This window comes from Microbacterium sp. P03, from assembly GCF_043556235.1.
Taxonomy (GTDB): Bacteria; Actinomycetota; Actinomycetes; order Actinomycetales; family Microbacteriaceae; genus Microbacterium.
On sequence record NZ_JBIGIM010000002.1, the window covers coordinates 153,099 to 167,066 of the forward strand.

Sequence of the window (13,968 nt, forward strand, 5' to 3'; positions counted from 1 at the left end):
GCCGAGAAAGGCTTCGCTGCAGAGCACGTGGGCCGCGGCATCCGGTATGCTCGCTGTGTCGCGACTGGCGTTGAGGTGGATACCACCGGGGAGCGACCGACACGGCATTCGACCGCACGCCTGGGCCGATGCGGACCTTCTTTTTCCGAGCCGTCGTCAAGGAGATCGCCATGACCGATCAGTACTTCAATGCCCCGCTGTCCGAGGTCGATCCCGAAATCGCTCAGGTGCTCGAGCGCGAACTCGAACGCCAGCGCGGCTACCTCGAGATGATCGCCTCCGAGAACTTCGTCCCGGTCTCGATCCTGCAGTCGCAGGGGTCGGTGCTCACGAACAAGTACGCCGAGGGCTACCCGGGCCGACGCTACTACGGCGGCTGCGAAGAGGTCGACGTCGCCGAAGAGCTGGCGATCGAGCGCGCGAAGTCGCTGTTCGGTGCCGAGTACGCCAACGTGCAGCCGCACTCGGGCGCCACCGCGAACGCGGCGGTGCTGCACGCCATCGCCCGCCCGGGCGACACGCTGCTCGGTCTGTCTCTGGATCAGGGCGGTCATCTGACGCACGGCATGAAGATCAACTTCTCGGGCAGGCTCTACGACATCGTCGCGTACGGCGTCGACCCCGAGACATCCGTCATCGACATGGACGAGGTCCGGCGTCTCGCCCTCGAACACAAGCCCAAGGTGATCATCGCCGGTTGGTCGGCGTACCCGCGTCAACTCGACTTCGCCGCGTTCCGCGCCATCGCCGACGAGGTGGGCGCGTACCTGTGGGTCGACATGGCGCATTTCGCGGGACTCGTGGCCGCAGGGCTGCACCCGTCGCCGCTGCCGCACGCGCACGTCGTCTCCTCGACGGTGCACAAGACGATCGGCGGACCGCGGTCGGGTTTCATCCTCACGAACGACGCCGACCTCGCGAAGAAGCTCAACACCGCGGTGTTCCCCGGCCAGCAGGGTGGCCCTCTTATGCACGTGATCGCCGCGAAGGCGACCGCCTTCAAGCTCGCGGCGACCCCGGAGTTCAAGGAGCGCCAGGGGCGCGTGCTGAGCGGTGCCCGCATTCTGGCGGAACGGCTGTCGCAGCGGGACGTGCAGGAGGCCGGGATCTCGGTGCGCTCGGGCGGCACGGACGTGCACCTGGTGCTCGTCGACCTGCGGAACGCTCAGATCGACGGCAAGCAGGCAGAGGATCTGCTGCACGAGATCCACATCACGGTGAACCGGAACGCCGTGCCCAACGACCCGCGTCCGCCGATGGTGACCTCGGGGCTGAGGATCGGCACCCCCGCGCTCGCGACCCGCGGATTCGGCGACGCCGAGTTCGCCGAGGTCGCCGACGTGATCGCCCTGGCACTGCTGCCCGACGCCGATGTGGAGTCGTTGCGCGCCCGCGTCGCGGCGCTGACCGCCGCGTTCCCGCTGTACCCCGGGCTGGTGCAGTAGCACCGCTTGCCGGACCCCTATACCTACGGGCATAGTGATTCCAGCGCCCCGACTCACGCGAGCAACACCCGGCGGGCGAAGCGGCAGGCTTCGGCCGTCGCCTTGACCGAGGAACGGTTCGCCGCCGGGGGCGCCGCCCCACGTGCCCCACGATGAAGCGAGGACAGACGGATGACAGCGCAGAGATTGGACGGCACGGCCACCGCGGCCGCCATCAAGGACGAGTTGCGTGGGCGCGTGGCCGCCCTCGCCGCACGGGGCGTCGTGCCCGGGATCGCCACGGTCCTCGTCGGCGCCGACCCCGCGTCGCAGCTCTACGTGGGCATGAAGCACAAGCAGTCCGAGGCGATCGGGATGAACTCCATCCAGCGCGAACTGCCCGCCGATGCCACGCAGGAGCAGGTCGAGGCGCTGGTCGACGAGTTGAACGCCGACCCCGCATGCCATGGTTACATCGTGCAGCTGCCGCTGCCGAAGCACATCGACACCGATGCGATCCTCGAGCGCATCGACCCCGACAAGGACGCCGACGGACTGCACCCGACGAACCTCGGCAGACTGGTCCTGAACGTCAACTCGCCGATCACGTCGCCCCTGCCGTGCACCCCCCGAGGCGTCATCGAGCTCCTCACCCGCAACGGCTACGACCTGCGCGGCAAGCACGTCGTCGTCGTCGGACGAGGCGTGACGATCGGCCGTTCGATCGGACTGCTGCTGACGCGTCGCGAGTTCAATGCGACGGTGACGCTCACCCACACGGGGACGGTGAATGCCGCGCAGTATCTCCGACAGGCGGATGTCATCGTGGCCGCCGCCGGTGTGAAGCACCTCGTCACCGCCGCCGACGTCAAGCCGGGCGCAGCGGTTCTCGACGTCGGCGTGACCCGCGAGAGCGACCCGGAGTCGGGCTCATCGAAGGTCTACGGCGACGTGGCCCCCGACGTCGCGGAGGTCGCGGGCTACCTGTCGCCGAACCCGGGCGGCGTCGGACCCATGACCGTGGCGCTGCTGCTCACCAATGTCGTCGAGGCCGCCGAACGTTCGGTCGCCTGACGTCGGCCGAGTGGCGAGGGCGTCAGCTCTTGCCGAGCTCGTCGAACATACGTCGCTGTTCGGGCGTCAGGCCGTCCTGCACCTCTTGGCGGGCGGCACGCGTCACGGTGGGCGATGCGACCGTCGCTGACGAGGGGGCGACGGACGCGGCATCCGCCGACCTGTTCGTGGCCCTGTCGTAGAGCCGACCCGCGTGCCCCTCGATACGGTCGTCGACCACGTCGTAGATCGCCCAGGCGACCATGAGCAGGAGCGGCGGGATGACGTAGCCCCAGAACCAGCCGTGCACGTTGACGCCCGAGAAGATGACCGTGAACACCCAGATGATGTACGCGACCAGCAGCACCAGGAAGAACTGGACGACCTTCTCGCCCATCTTGGTGCGCTGACCCGCCGACCTGCCGGCCATACCCCGGAACCAGGTGGTGATGAGCGGCTTGATCCACAGGGAGGCGGCGGTGAGCACGACGGCCGCCCACACGACCGACCAGCCCACGGCCACCTGCGGGAGCACCAGTCCGATTAGCAGCAGCACCACGATGTTGAAGACGAGGAGCGAGACGAACCGGATCAGCCATGCGCGCATGCTGTCACTCTACCGACCGCCTCGGGAACGGCGGCGAGACGTGCTCCCCGCGACCGACCGGCTACGAGATGGTGACGTACTCGTCGAGATTGTCGTCGGGGAGCGAGTCCGCGACGGCGGTGACCTGCACGTCGACGAGCTGGGTGCCGCCCGACAGGGTGGTGAGGAAAGCCGAGTCCGAGGCATCCCGTCCCGTGGCGATGCGCACGAGCGTCGACCGCGGGGCGAGTGTGGTGGCGTCGACGACACGCCACGCGCCGTCGATCCACGCCTCGGCGACGGCGTGGAAGTCCATCGGCATCAATCCCGGCGCGTAGACCGCGACCAGTCGGGCGGGGATGTTCAGTCCGCGCAGCAGCGCGACGACGAGGTGCGCGTAGTCGCGGCAGACGCCCTGGCGGGCGAGCAGCGTCCGCACGGCGCCGTCGGTGGGCAGGCTCGACCCCGGGACGTATGAGAGACGAGTGCCGACCCACGACGAGACGGCCTGCAGCAGCTCGTTCTCGGGCACGCCCTGGAACTCCGCGAACGCCGTCGGGGCGAGCATGTCCGATTCCGCGTAGCGGCTCGGGCGCGTGTACCGGATGAGGTCGGTCGGCGTGCCGATCGGGGTGTCGCCGTGCCCGAGGATGTTCGCGGCGTAGGTCACCTCGAGGCGGCCGACGCCCGGCGAGATGGTGTGCAGGCGTGTGCCGTGCGCGTCAGGGAGGTCGGTGACCTCGACGGGGGTGCCGTCGAGCACCGCCGTGAACGACTCGGTGACCGGGGTGTAGTGACCCGACACGGCGACGGCGAAGACCAGCTCGGCGGGCGCAGTGACGTCAAGGACGATGGAGCTCGAGACTTCGCGTTTCATGCCTCCATGGTGGCATGGATCACTGTGCCGCTTTTCGCGGCGAGGACGGATGCCGCGGCCCGCCGGGAGCCGTGTTCAGTAGCTTGCGCGGCCCGGCGCGACCGTGGTGTCGCCCGGCCCGTCGGCCTCGTGCGCCCACGCCGCCGCGAGTGCCTCCGAACCCCGCGCGAGCAGAGCGACGTCCGCGCCGACCAGCAGGAAGCGGGCACCGTCCTGCGCGTAGGAGCGCGCGACCACGGGGTCGAACGCGTTCACCCCCACCGGAATGCCCGTCGCCGCTGCCGCTGCGAACACGCGGCGGACGGCTGCGGTCACGTCGGGGTGCGTCTGCTGTCCGAGCAGACCCATCGACGCGGCCAGATCGGACGGTCCGACGAAGATCCCGTCGACGCCCTCGACCCCGGCGATGGCGGCTGCTGCCTCGACGCCGGCGGCGGTCTCGATCTGCACGAAGAGCGAGACGTGCGCGTCGGCGTTCTCGAGGTAGCCCTCGACGCGATTCCAGCGCGCCGAGCGCGCGAGCGCGCTGCCGACCCCGCGCACCCCGTGGGGCGGATAGCGCACGGCCGCTACAGCGGCCGCGGCGTCGGCCGCCGAAGAGACCATCGGCACGAGGATGTTCTGCGCTCCGAGATCGAGCACCTGCTTGATCAGCACGACGTCGTTGGTCGGCACGCGCACCACCGGGGTGATGGCGTAGCCGGCGACGGCGTGCAGCTGCGCGAGCACCGACTCCAGGCCGTTCGGGGAGTGCTCCATGTCGATGAGCGTCCAGTCCATGCCCGACCCCGCGCAGATCTCGGCCACGAGAGGGCTGCCCGAGCACACCCAGATGCCCGCGAGCGGGGCGGATGCCGCGGACAGAGCGTCCCGGAAGGTCGGCGCTAGACGAAGCGGCATCGGATCTGTCCCATCGGTCCATAGTCGCAGAGCACGTCGTCGCCGCGAGAGACCCACATGGGTCTCGTGAACGACCCGGCCAGGATGATCTCGCCGGCCTCGAGCCGCGCGCCGTGCTGGTGGAACTTGTTGGCGAGCCACGCGACCCCGGTAGCGGGGTGGCCGAGCACGCCGGCGGCGACCCCGGTCTCTTCGATCTCGCCGTTGCGCGACAGCACCCCGGGCACCCATCGCAGATCGATCTCGTCGGGTCTCCTGTGCACGTCGCCGAGCACCATCCCCCCGTAGGCCGCGTTGTCGGAGATCGTGTCGACGATCGTCCTGCCCTCGAGCTCGATGTGCGAATTGAGCACCTCGAGCGCGGGCACGGCGTAATCGATCGCGCGGAGGGCGTCCTCCAGAGCGCAGTCGGGGCCGGCCAGCGGCTCTTTCAGCACGAAGGCGAGCTCGACCTCGATGCGCACGTTGGTGAACAGATCGACGGGGATCTCGGCCCCGTTCCGGTAGACGGTGTCGTCGAACATCACGCCGTAGTCGGGCTCGGTGATACCGGTGGCCTGCTGCATCGCCTTCGACGTCAGACCGATCTTCCGTCCGATGAGCCGGCGGCCGGCGGCGAGGTTCTTGTCGCGCCAGATGCCTTGGATGGCATATGAATCCTCGATCGTCGCGTCCGGGTGGCGCGCGGTGATCCGCGGGATCAGTCGGTGCGTGCGGTCGGCATCAGCGAGCTCGTCGGCGAGCTGGGCGATCACATCGGGGGGCAGCATCCGGTCTCCTTCTTCGTCGGTGATCAGAGCTGATTGCCGAGCTTGTACTCGCCCGGCACGGAGCCGGCGACGGAGCTCTCGGTCGGGCGCGTGTACGAGAAGCCGTCGGCGCCGATCGTGACGGCCATCTCGCTCGAGTCGGTGCGGGCGGCAACAGGCTGCGGGTTGCCGTCGAGGTCGAGCACGAGGGATGCCTCGGTGTACCAGGACGGAACGACCGGATTGCCCCACCAGTCGCGACGCTGGTTGTCGTGGACGTCCCACGTGATGACCGGATTGTCCGGGTCGCCCGTGTAGTAGTCCTGCGTGTAGATCTCGACGCGGTGGCCATCGGGGTCTCGCAGGTACAGGTAGAACGCGTTGCTCACTCCGTGGCGTCCGGGACCCCGCTCGATCGCATCGGAGCGGCGGAGGGCCCCGAGCTTGTCGCAGATCGCGAGGATGTTGTGCTTCTCGTGGGTGGCGAAGCACACGTGGTGCATGCGCGGCCCGTCGCCTCCGGTCATCGCCGTGTCGTGCACGCTGGGCTTGCGCCGCATCCACGCCGCATACACGGTGCCCTCGTCGTCCTGGATGTCTTCGGTCACCCGGAAGCCGAGCGTCTGCATGAAGTTGACGGCGCGGGGCACGTCGGGGGTGACCTGGTTGAAGTGGTCGAGCCGCACCAGTTCGCCCGGCGTGTGCAGGTCGTAGCGCCACGACATGCGTTCGACGTGGTCCGTCTGGTGGAAGAACTCGTAGGGGAAGCCGAGGGGGTCCTCGACGCGGACGGAATCGCCGATGCCCTTCGTGAACCCGCCGGGTCGCCGTTCGACGCGGCATCCGAGCTCCTCGTAGAACGCCACCGCCAGATCGAGGTCTTCCGGGCTGCGCACCCGGTACGAGAAGGCGGCGACGGCGGCCACCGGACCCTGACGGAGCACCAGGTTGTGGTGGATGAACTCCTCCGTCGACCGGAGATACACGGCCGTGTCGTCCTCCTCGGTCACGTAGAGCCCGAGGATGTCAACGTAGAACGCCCGCGACGCGGCGAGGTCGGTCACGACGAGCTCCATGTACGCGCAGCGCAGGATGTCCGGCGGCGAGGACAGGGGCGTGGGGACCGGGTCGTCACTGCGGATCGGCGTCTCCTGCGAGACGTAGAAGCCGGACGAGGTGAGGGTGCGATCGTGGAGGTGGGTCATGTCAGCGTCCTTGCTACGGGTTCAGGCCTTGCCGAAGGTGGGATTGTGCACTTCGCCGAGGGTGATGTGGACGGCCTGCTGGTCGGTGTAGAAGTCGATGGAGCGATAGCCGCCCTCGTGTCCGAGACCGGAGGCCTTCACCCCCCCGAACGGGGTCCGCAGGTCGCGGACATTGTTGGAGTTGAGCCACACCATGCCCGCCTCGACCGACTGCGCGAAGTTGTGGGCACGCTTCAGGTCATTCGTCCAGACGTAGGCGGCGAGTCCGTACTTCGTGTTGTTGGCGAGAGCGAGAGCGTCGTCGTCGGTGTCGAAGGGGGTGATCGCGACGACGGGGCCGAAGATCTCCTCCTGGAAGATGCGCGCGTCGGGCGCGACGTCGGCGAACACGGTCGGAGACACGAAGTTGCCGGTGTCGAAGCCGTCGGGGCGACCACCGCCGGCGACGAGGCGCGCCTCGGTCTTGCCGATCTCGACGTAGCTCATCACCTTGTCGTAGTGCTCGGGATGCACGAGGGCACCGACTTCGGTCGCCGGGTCGTGCGGATACCCGACGACGACGCGCTCGGCCTGGGCGGCGTAGCGCTCCACGAACTCGTCGTAGACGTCGCGCTGGACCAGGATGCGGGAGCCCGCCGTGCAGCGCTCTCCGTTGAGTGAGAACACCCCGAAGATCGTGGCGTCGATCGCGGCGTCGAGGTCGGCGTCGGCGAAGACGATGGCGGGTGACTTGCCACCCAGTTCCATCGACAGACCCTTGAGGAACGGCGCGGCGTTGGCGAAGATCAGCTGCCCCGTCGAGCTCTCCCCGGTGAAGGAGATCAGCGGGACGTCGGGATGCTTCACCAGGGCGTCGCCGGCGTCCTCACCGAGACCGTTGACGAGGTTGAAGACGCCGCGGGGGAGGCCTGCTTCCTCGAAGATGCCCGCCCAGAGCGATGCCGACAGGGGGGTGAACTCCGCCGGCTTCAGCACGACGGTGTTGCCCGTCGCGAGTGCCGGGCCGAGCTTCCACGACTCGAGCATGAACGGAGTGTTCCAGGGGGTGATCAGACCCGCGACGCCGATCGGCTTGCGGTTGACGTAGTTGATCTGGCGGCCGGGCACCTTGTAGGTGTCGTCGGCCTGAGCGACGATCAGGTCGGCGAAGAACCGGAAGTTCTCGGCGGCGCGCCGCGCCTGACCGAGCGCCTGTGTGATCGGCAGGCCCGAATCGAACGACTCGAGCTCGGCGAGACGGGCATCGCGCGACTCGACGATGTCGGCGATGCGGTGCAGGATGCGGGACCGCTCACGGGGGAGCATCCGGGGCCACGGGCCGTCGATGAAGGCGCGTCGGGCGGCGGCGACGGCTTTGTCGATGTCGGCTTTCTTGCCGGCGGCCGCCTTCAGATAGGTGCGGTTCGAGACCGGGTCGAGGACATCGAATGTCTCGCCGTCCTCCGAATCGACGAATTCGCCGTCGATGTAGTGCTGGATGCGTGTCGGCAGGTCGTGGGGCACGTGCCCCGTCGTCGGTGCGGTCGCGGTGTCGGTCATGGTTCTCTCCTGTGGGGTCAGAAAGCCGGGAGCCCGAGCGACTCGTCGGGGTGCTCGTGGATCATGTACGCGTCGAGGGTGGCGGAGCGGTGTCTGCGGGCGACCTTCTCGATCTCGCCGAGGGGCGCACCGGCTTCGATCAGCTGCAGGATGTTCTCGTGCTCGCGCACCGACTCGGCCGCCCGGCCGGGGACGAAGCTGAAGGTGGAATCGCGGAGGTGGCCGAGGCGCGCCCACTCGGCGTCGACGAGCTCGAGCATGCGCGGGTTCGCGCAGGGCGCGAAGAGGATCGAGTGGAACTGCTGGTTCAGTCCGGTGAACGACCGCGGGTCGAAGTGATCGAGGGTGCGGATCATGAGTTCGTTGACCTCGCGCGCACGGCGGACGTCGTCCGCGGTGAGTCGGCGGGCGGCCAGCGCGGTGGCCGCACCCTCGAGGATGCTGAGCGACTGCATGCTGAAGCGGTACTGGGAATCGTCGATCATCGACACGCGTGCCCCGACGTTGCGCTCGAAGGTGACGAGACCCTCCGCCTCGAGCTGGCGGATCGCCTCGCGCACGGGCACGACGCTCATATCGAGCTCGCCGGCGATGGAGCCGAGGACGAGTCGGTACCCGGGGGTGAACTCCTGCAGGGCGATGCGCTCCTTGACCCACTGGTACGCCTGCTGGGACTTGCTGCGCGTGTCGACGGGGGTCACGATCGCACCGCCTGCGCGGCGTCGTAGCGCGCTCGCCACTCCGCGTTCATCGGGAACAGGCCGTCGATCGGATGCCCCGCCGCGACCTGCTGCGCGATCCAGGCGTCCTCGTGCTCCTGCGCGAGGGTCGCGTCGGCGACCTCGTCGGCCATGTCCGGCGGGATCACGATGACGCCGTCGCGGTCGCCGACGATGATGTCGCCCGGCTGCACGGTCGTGCCGCCGCATGCGATCGTCACGTCGTGGTCCCACGGGACGTGCTTGCGGCCGAGGACGGCGGGGTGCGCGCCGCCGGAGTACACCGGGATGCCCACGGCGGCGACAGCCTCGGCGTCGCGCACGCCTCCGTCGGTGACGATGCCGGCGGCACCGCGCGCGTGGGCGCGGATCGCGAGGATGTCGCCCAGAGTGCCCGAGCCGAGCTCGCCGCGCGCTTCGATCACGATGATCTCGCCCTCGTCGACGGCGTCGAACACGCGCTTCTGCGCGTTGTACCCGCCGCCGTGCGACGTGAAGAGGTCTTCCCGGCCGGGCACGAACCGCAGGGTCTTCGCGGTGCCGATGAGTTTGGCGTCCGGGTGCATCGGCCGGACGCCGTCGATCGTGACGTTGTTCAGTCCGCGTTTGCGCAGCTGCGCCGACAGCCCGGCCACCGGGGTCCGCTCGAGCTTGGCGCGCAGCGCGGGGGAGAGGGCGGGTTCTCCTGTGACCGGGACCGCGGCCCGGTCCGAGCCCCAGGCCTCGGTGCGCTGCAGGTCGTCGACGGCGGGGAGGGAGCCGAGACCGGGGTCGAAGGGTCGGTCGCCCTGCGCGACCGTGGTCAGGAGTCGCCCGGTCGACGGGCCACCCGGCACGTCGACCTCGACCTCGACGCGGTCGCCGGGAACGACCACGGACGACCCGGCGGGTGTGCCCGTGAGGATCACATCTCCGTACTCGAGAGTGAAGTGCTGCGACAGGTCGGCCACGATCTGTGCGAGCGGGAAGAGGAGCCCGGCGGTCGTGTCGTCCTGCACGAGGTCGCCGTTCACCCACGTACGCAGGCGCAGTGCGGCCGGGTGGATCGTTCGCGCCTCGAGCAGGGCGGGACCGACCGGCGTGTATCCGTCGCCGCCCTTGGAGCGGACGTTCGATCCCTTGTCGTTCGCGCGCAGGTCGTAGAGACCGAAGTCGTTCGCGGCCGTGACCCATCCCACGTGCGACCACGCGTCCTCGACGCCGACGTGGCGCGCGGGGCGCCCGATCACGAGCGCGATCTCGCCCTCGAAGGCGAGCAGCTCGGTGCCCGCGGGGCGTTCGATGACGGAGCCGGATGCTGCGACCGAGCTCGACGGCTTGAAGAAGTACGACGGATCGGCGGGCCGGCGGCCGCGCTGATCGGCGCGCGACGTGTAACTGAGGTGCACCGCGATGATCTTGCCGGGGCGCATCGGCAGTCCCGAGAAGCGGGCGGCCGCGGCATCCGGTGCCGGTGTCGTCGTGTCGGTCATGAGCTCCCTCGCCCTTGCGTCGTATCTCAGATCGTATATGATCCTCGTTATCGGAGCAACCGTCGACCCGGCTGCACCGTGACAGCGAAGTCCGCAGCAGCGCTGCACCACCGACGAAGGAGTCACCACGATGTCCGCCCCCGCATCCCGTCCGCCCGCACCCTCCGGGTTCACCCCGACCGGCACGATCGCCTCGACCACCGATCGGCGTCGCGTCGTGTTCGCCACCGTCGTCGGCACCACCGTCGAGTGGTACGACTTCTTCATCTACGCCACGGCCGTCGGCCTGGTGTTCGGGCAGCTGTTCTTCGCCCCGCTCGGGGCGAACAGCGCGATCATCGCCTTCGCGACCGTCGGCGTGAGCTTCCTCTTCCGCCCCCTCGGCGCATTCCTGGCCGGCCACTTCGGCGACAAGTACGGCCGCAAGGTCGTGCTGATGTGGACGCTGATCCTGATGGGGCTGGCCACGGCACTCATCGGCTTCCTCCCGACCTACGACGCGATCGGGATCGCCGCGCCGATCCTCCTCGTCGTGCTCCGCATCCTGCAGGGCCTGTCCGCCGGCGGAGAGTGGGGCGGTGCGGTGCTCATGGCCGTCGAGCACGCCCCCAAGTCGCGGCGCGGGGCGTTCGGCGCTTCGCCGCAGATCGGCGTGCCCCTGGGTCTGCTGCTCGCCTCGGGAGTCATGGCCCTCATGGCGATGATCGCCCCCGGCGACGCCTTCGTGCAGTGGGGCTGGCGCGTGCCGTTCCTGCTGTCGGTCGTGCTGATCCTCATCGGGTGGTACGTGCGCCGTCGCGTCGAGGAGAGCCCGGTGTTCGCCGAGCTCGCCGAGCGCAAGGAGAAGGCGCAGATGCCCATCGTGCAGCTGTTCCGCAAGCATGCACTGCTGGTCCTCATCGCCGCCCTCGTCTTCGCCGGCAACAATGCGGTGGGCTACATGACCACCGGCGGCTACATCCAGGGCTACGCGACCAACCCCGACGGGCCCCTCGCCCTCGAGCGCGGGCCCGTGCTGTGGGCGGTCGCGGGTTCGGCCGTCACCTGGTTGCTGTCGACGTTCTTCGCCGGATGGATCTCGGACCGCATCGGCCGCCGCACGACCTATGTCATCGGGTGGATCCTGCAGCTGGTCGGTGTGTTCACCCTGTTCCCGCTCGTGAACACCGGCGACATCGGGCTGCTGTTCCTCGGGCTCGCGATCCTCACGATCGGCCTCGGCTTCACGTACGGCCCGCAGGCGGCGCTCTACTCCGAGCTCTTCCCGGCGTCGATCCGCTTCTCGGGGGTGTCGATCTCCTACGCGATCGGCGCCATCCTCGGCGGCGCTTTCGCCCCGACCATCGCGACCGCTCTGGTGCAGGCCACGGGGACGACGATGTCGGTCACGTGGTACCTCGCCGGCATGACGGTCATCGGCCTCATCGCCACGCTCCTCCTTCGCGACCGGTCCGGCATCCCGCTCGGCCTCGATCACGAGGCGGAGCAGTCGGTGAGCCCGATCTACGGTCTGTCGAAGGTCTGAGCGCGATGCAGTTCCACCACCACGGCTACGTCTCGGGTGACCCGCGGGTGAGCGCCCCCGCGGGCACCGGGATCGACCGGCCAGCGGATCTGCCCGACGAGATCGACGTGCTCATCGTCGGATCGGGACCGGCGGGAATGCTGCTCGCCGCGCAACTGGCCCAGTTCCCGGACGTCTCGACCCGGCTGATCGAGAAGAGGGACGGGCGGCTCGTGCTCGGGCAGGCCGACGGCATCCAGCCGCGCAGCGTCGAGACGTTCCAGGCGTTCGGCTTCGCCGAGCGCATCGTCGCCGAGGCTTACAACATCGGGTGGATGAACTTCTGGGGGCCCGACCCGGAGAACCCTCGGCGGATCGTCCGGCGCTCGCGCACCGCGGATTACGCGTACGACATCAGCGAGTACCCGCACCTCATCGTGAACCAGGCGCGGGTGCTGGACTACTTCGCCGAGGCGGCGGCGCACGGCCCCGGGCGTATCGTGCCGGACTACGGCGTCGAGTTCGTCGGCCTCACCGTGCGCGACCGCGGGGAGTACCCCGTCGAGGTGCGGCTGCGTCACACCGCCGGCGAGCGCGCGGGGCAGGAGCGGACCGTGCATGCCAGGTACGTCGTCGGCTGCGACGGCGCGCGCAGCGGAGTGCGCGAGGCGATCGGCCGCACACACCTCGGGGGCAGCTCGGCGCACGCCTGGGGAGTGATGGACGTGCTGGTCGACACCGACTTCCCGGACTGGCGCATCAAGTGCGCGATCAATTCGGAGGCGGGCAACATCCTGCACATCCCGCGGGAGGGCGGCTACCTCAGCCGTATGTACATCGACCTCGGCGAAGTGGCGGACGACGACAACCACCAGGTGCGCCAGACTCCGATCGACGAGATCATCCGCCGGGCCAACGAGATCCTGCAGCCGTACACGATCGACGTGAAGAGCGTCGCATGGCACAGCGTCTACGAGGTCGGGCATCGCATCACCGACAAGTTCGACGATGTGCCAGAGGGTCTGGACCGCAGCCCGCGGGTGTTCCTCACCGGCGACGCCTGCCACACCCACAGTGCGAAAGCGGGCCAGGGCATGAACGTATCGATGCAGGACGGCTTCAACCTGGGTTGGAAGCTCGGGAGCGTGCTCGCCGGCCTGAGCCCGGAGAGTCTGCTCGCGACGTACAGCGCCGAGCGCCAGCCGGTGGCGCAGCAGCTCATCGACTTCGACAAGGAGTGGTCGTCGCTGATGGCACGGAAGCCCGAGGAGATCTCCGACCCGGAGAGCCTCGCGACCTACTACCTCGCCACGGCCGAATTCCCCTCGGGCTTCATGACGCAGTACGGCCCGTCGGCGATCATCGCGGACGGCGCCCGGCAGGAGCTCGCGTCCGGGTTCCCGCTCGGCAAGCGCTTCAAGTCGTCGCCGGTCTCGCTCGTCGCCGACGGCAACGTCGTGCACCTCGGTCACCACGCGAAGGCCGACGGTCGCTGGCGCATCTATGCGTTCGCCGACGCGGAGGGGCTGAGTGCTTCCTCGGCGCTCGCGACGTGGGCGGCGTGGATGGACTCGGAGGAGTCGCCGGTCGCCCGGTTCACGCCGGCGGGGGCCGATGCCGACGCCGTGTTCGACGTGAAGGTGATCTACCAGCAGGGTTACGAGGCCATCGACGCGACCGCCGTGCCCGCGGTGTTCCGACCGCGCACGGGCGCGCTCGGCCTGCCGGACTGGGAGAAGGTCTTCGCCGCCGGCATCAACCGGTGGAATCCGAGCGACATCTTCGCAGAGCGCGGCCTGTCGCGTGACGGCGTGGTCGTGGTGGTCCGCCCCGACCAGTACGTCGCCCACGTGCTCCCGTTGACGGCGACAGCCGAGCTCGAAGCCTTCTTCGAGGGGATTCTGCTGCCGCAGCGCGCAACCGTCGAAGCCTGACTGCGC

At 69.1% G+C, this 13,968-nt stretch carries 12 protein-coding genes and 1 riboswitch; of the genes, 4 read left to right on the plus strand and 8 right to left on the minus strand.

What is annotated here, in order from left to right; all coding sequences use genetic code 11:
* Positions 1-50 precede the first annotated feature (50 nt).
* Positions 51-133: riboswitch (ZMP/ZTP riboswitch) on the plus strand.
* A gap of 37 nt (positions 134-170) precedes the next feature.
* Positions 171-1,445, plus strand: a complete 1,275-nt coding sequence (glyA, locus tag ACFXOO_RS07935) for a serine hydroxymethyltransferase (RefSeq protein ID WP_378853515.1) — start codon at positions 171-173, stop codon at positions 1,443-1,445.
* A 171-nt stretch (positions 1,446-1,616) separates the two neighbouring features.
* Positions 1,617-2,498, plus strand: coding sequence for a bifunctional methylenetetrahydrofolate dehydrogenase/methenyltetrahydrofolate cyclohydrolase (locus tag ACFXOO_RS07940; protein WP_394563273.1), 882 nt, complete (start codon positions 1,617-1,619; stop codon positions 2,496-2,498).
* Positions 2,499-2,520: 22 nt separating this feature from the next.
* Here ACFXOO_RS07940 and ACFXOO_RS07945 read toward each other — a convergent pair whose 3' ends face one another.
* From ACFXOO_RS07945 to ACFXOO_RS07980, 8 genes are all read right to left on the minus strand, one after another.
* Positions 2,521-3,084, minus strand: a complete 564-nt coding sequence (locus ACFXOO_RS07945) for a hypothetical protein (protein ID WP_378853517.1) — start codon at positions 3,082-3,084, stop codon at positions 2,521-2,523.
* A 61-nt stretch (positions 3,085-3,145) separates the two neighbouring features.
* Entirely contained in the window at positions 3,146-3,940 is a 795-nt protein-coding gene (locus tag ACFXOO_RS07950; protein WP_378841235.1) for a transglutaminase family protein, read from the minus strand.
* A 75-nt stretch (positions 3,941-4,015) separates the two neighbouring features.
* Positions 4,016-4,840, minus strand: coding sequence for an aldolase/citrate lyase family protein (locus ACFXOO_RS07955; protein WP_378853519.1), 825 nt, complete (start codon positions 4,838-4,840; stop codon positions 4,016-4,018).
* On the minus strand, positions 4,825-5,610 hold the full coding sequence (locus tag ACFXOO_RS07960; RefSeq protein ID WP_378853521.1) for a 2-keto-4-pentenoate hydratase: 786 nt from the start codon (positions 5,608-5,610) through the stop codon (positions 4,825-4,827). The genes ACFXOO_RS07955 and ACFXOO_RS07960 overlap by 16 nt, the downstream gene beginning before the upstream one ends.
* A 23-nt stretch (positions 5,611-5,633) precedes the next feature.
* Positions 5,634-6,794: a 3,4-dihydroxyphenylacetate 2,3-dioxygenase gene (hpaD, locus tag ACFXOO_RS07965; protein ID WP_394563274.1), complete on the minus strand. Its 1,161-nt coding sequence runs from the start codon at positions 6,792-6,794 to the stop codon at positions 5,634-5,636.
* Between the two features lie 21 nt (positions 6,795-6,815).
* Positions 6,816-8,333 carry a 5-carboxymethyl-2-hydroxymuconate semialdehyde dehydrogenase gene (hpaE, locus tag ACFXOO_RS07970; RefSeq protein ID WP_394563275.1) on the minus strand — a complete coding sequence of 506 codons (1,518 nt, stop codon included), beginning with the start codon at positions 8,331-8,333 and terminating at the stop codon, positions 6,816-6,818.
* A 17-nt stretch (positions 8,334-8,350) separates the two neighbouring features.
* Positions 8,351-9,034, minus strand: a complete 684-nt coding sequence (locus tag ACFXOO_RS07975) for a GntR family transcriptional regulator (RefSeq protein ID WP_394563276.1) — start codon at positions 9,032-9,034, stop codon at positions 8,351-8,353.
* Positions 9,031-10,524: a fumarylacetoacetate hydrolase family protein gene (locus ACFXOO_RS07980; protein ID WP_394563277.1), complete on the minus strand. Its 1,494-nt coding sequence runs from the start codon at positions 10,522-10,524 to the stop codon at positions 9,031-9,033. Before ACFXOO_RS07980 ends, ACFXOO_RS07975 begins: the two co-directional genes overlap by 4 nt.
* 130 nt (positions 10,525-10,654) lie before the next feature.
* On the opposite strand from ACFXOO_RS07980, the gene ACFXOO_RS07985 reads away from it, so the two are divergent.
* The gene (locus ACFXOO_RS07985; protein ID WP_378841221.1) at positions 10,655-12,049 is read left to right on the plus strand and encodes an MFS transporter; all 1,395 of its coding nucleotides are present in this window, start codon (positions 10,655-10,657) and stop codon (positions 12,047-12,049) included.
* Positions 12,050-12,054: 5 nt separating this feature from the next.
* Complete coding sequence (locus ACFXOO_RS07990) at positions 12,055-13,962, plus strand: FAD-dependent monooxygenase (protein WP_394563278.1); 1,908 nt, start codon at positions 12,055-12,057, stop codon at positions 13,960-13,962.
* Positions 13,963-13,968 lie beyond the last annotated feature (6 nt).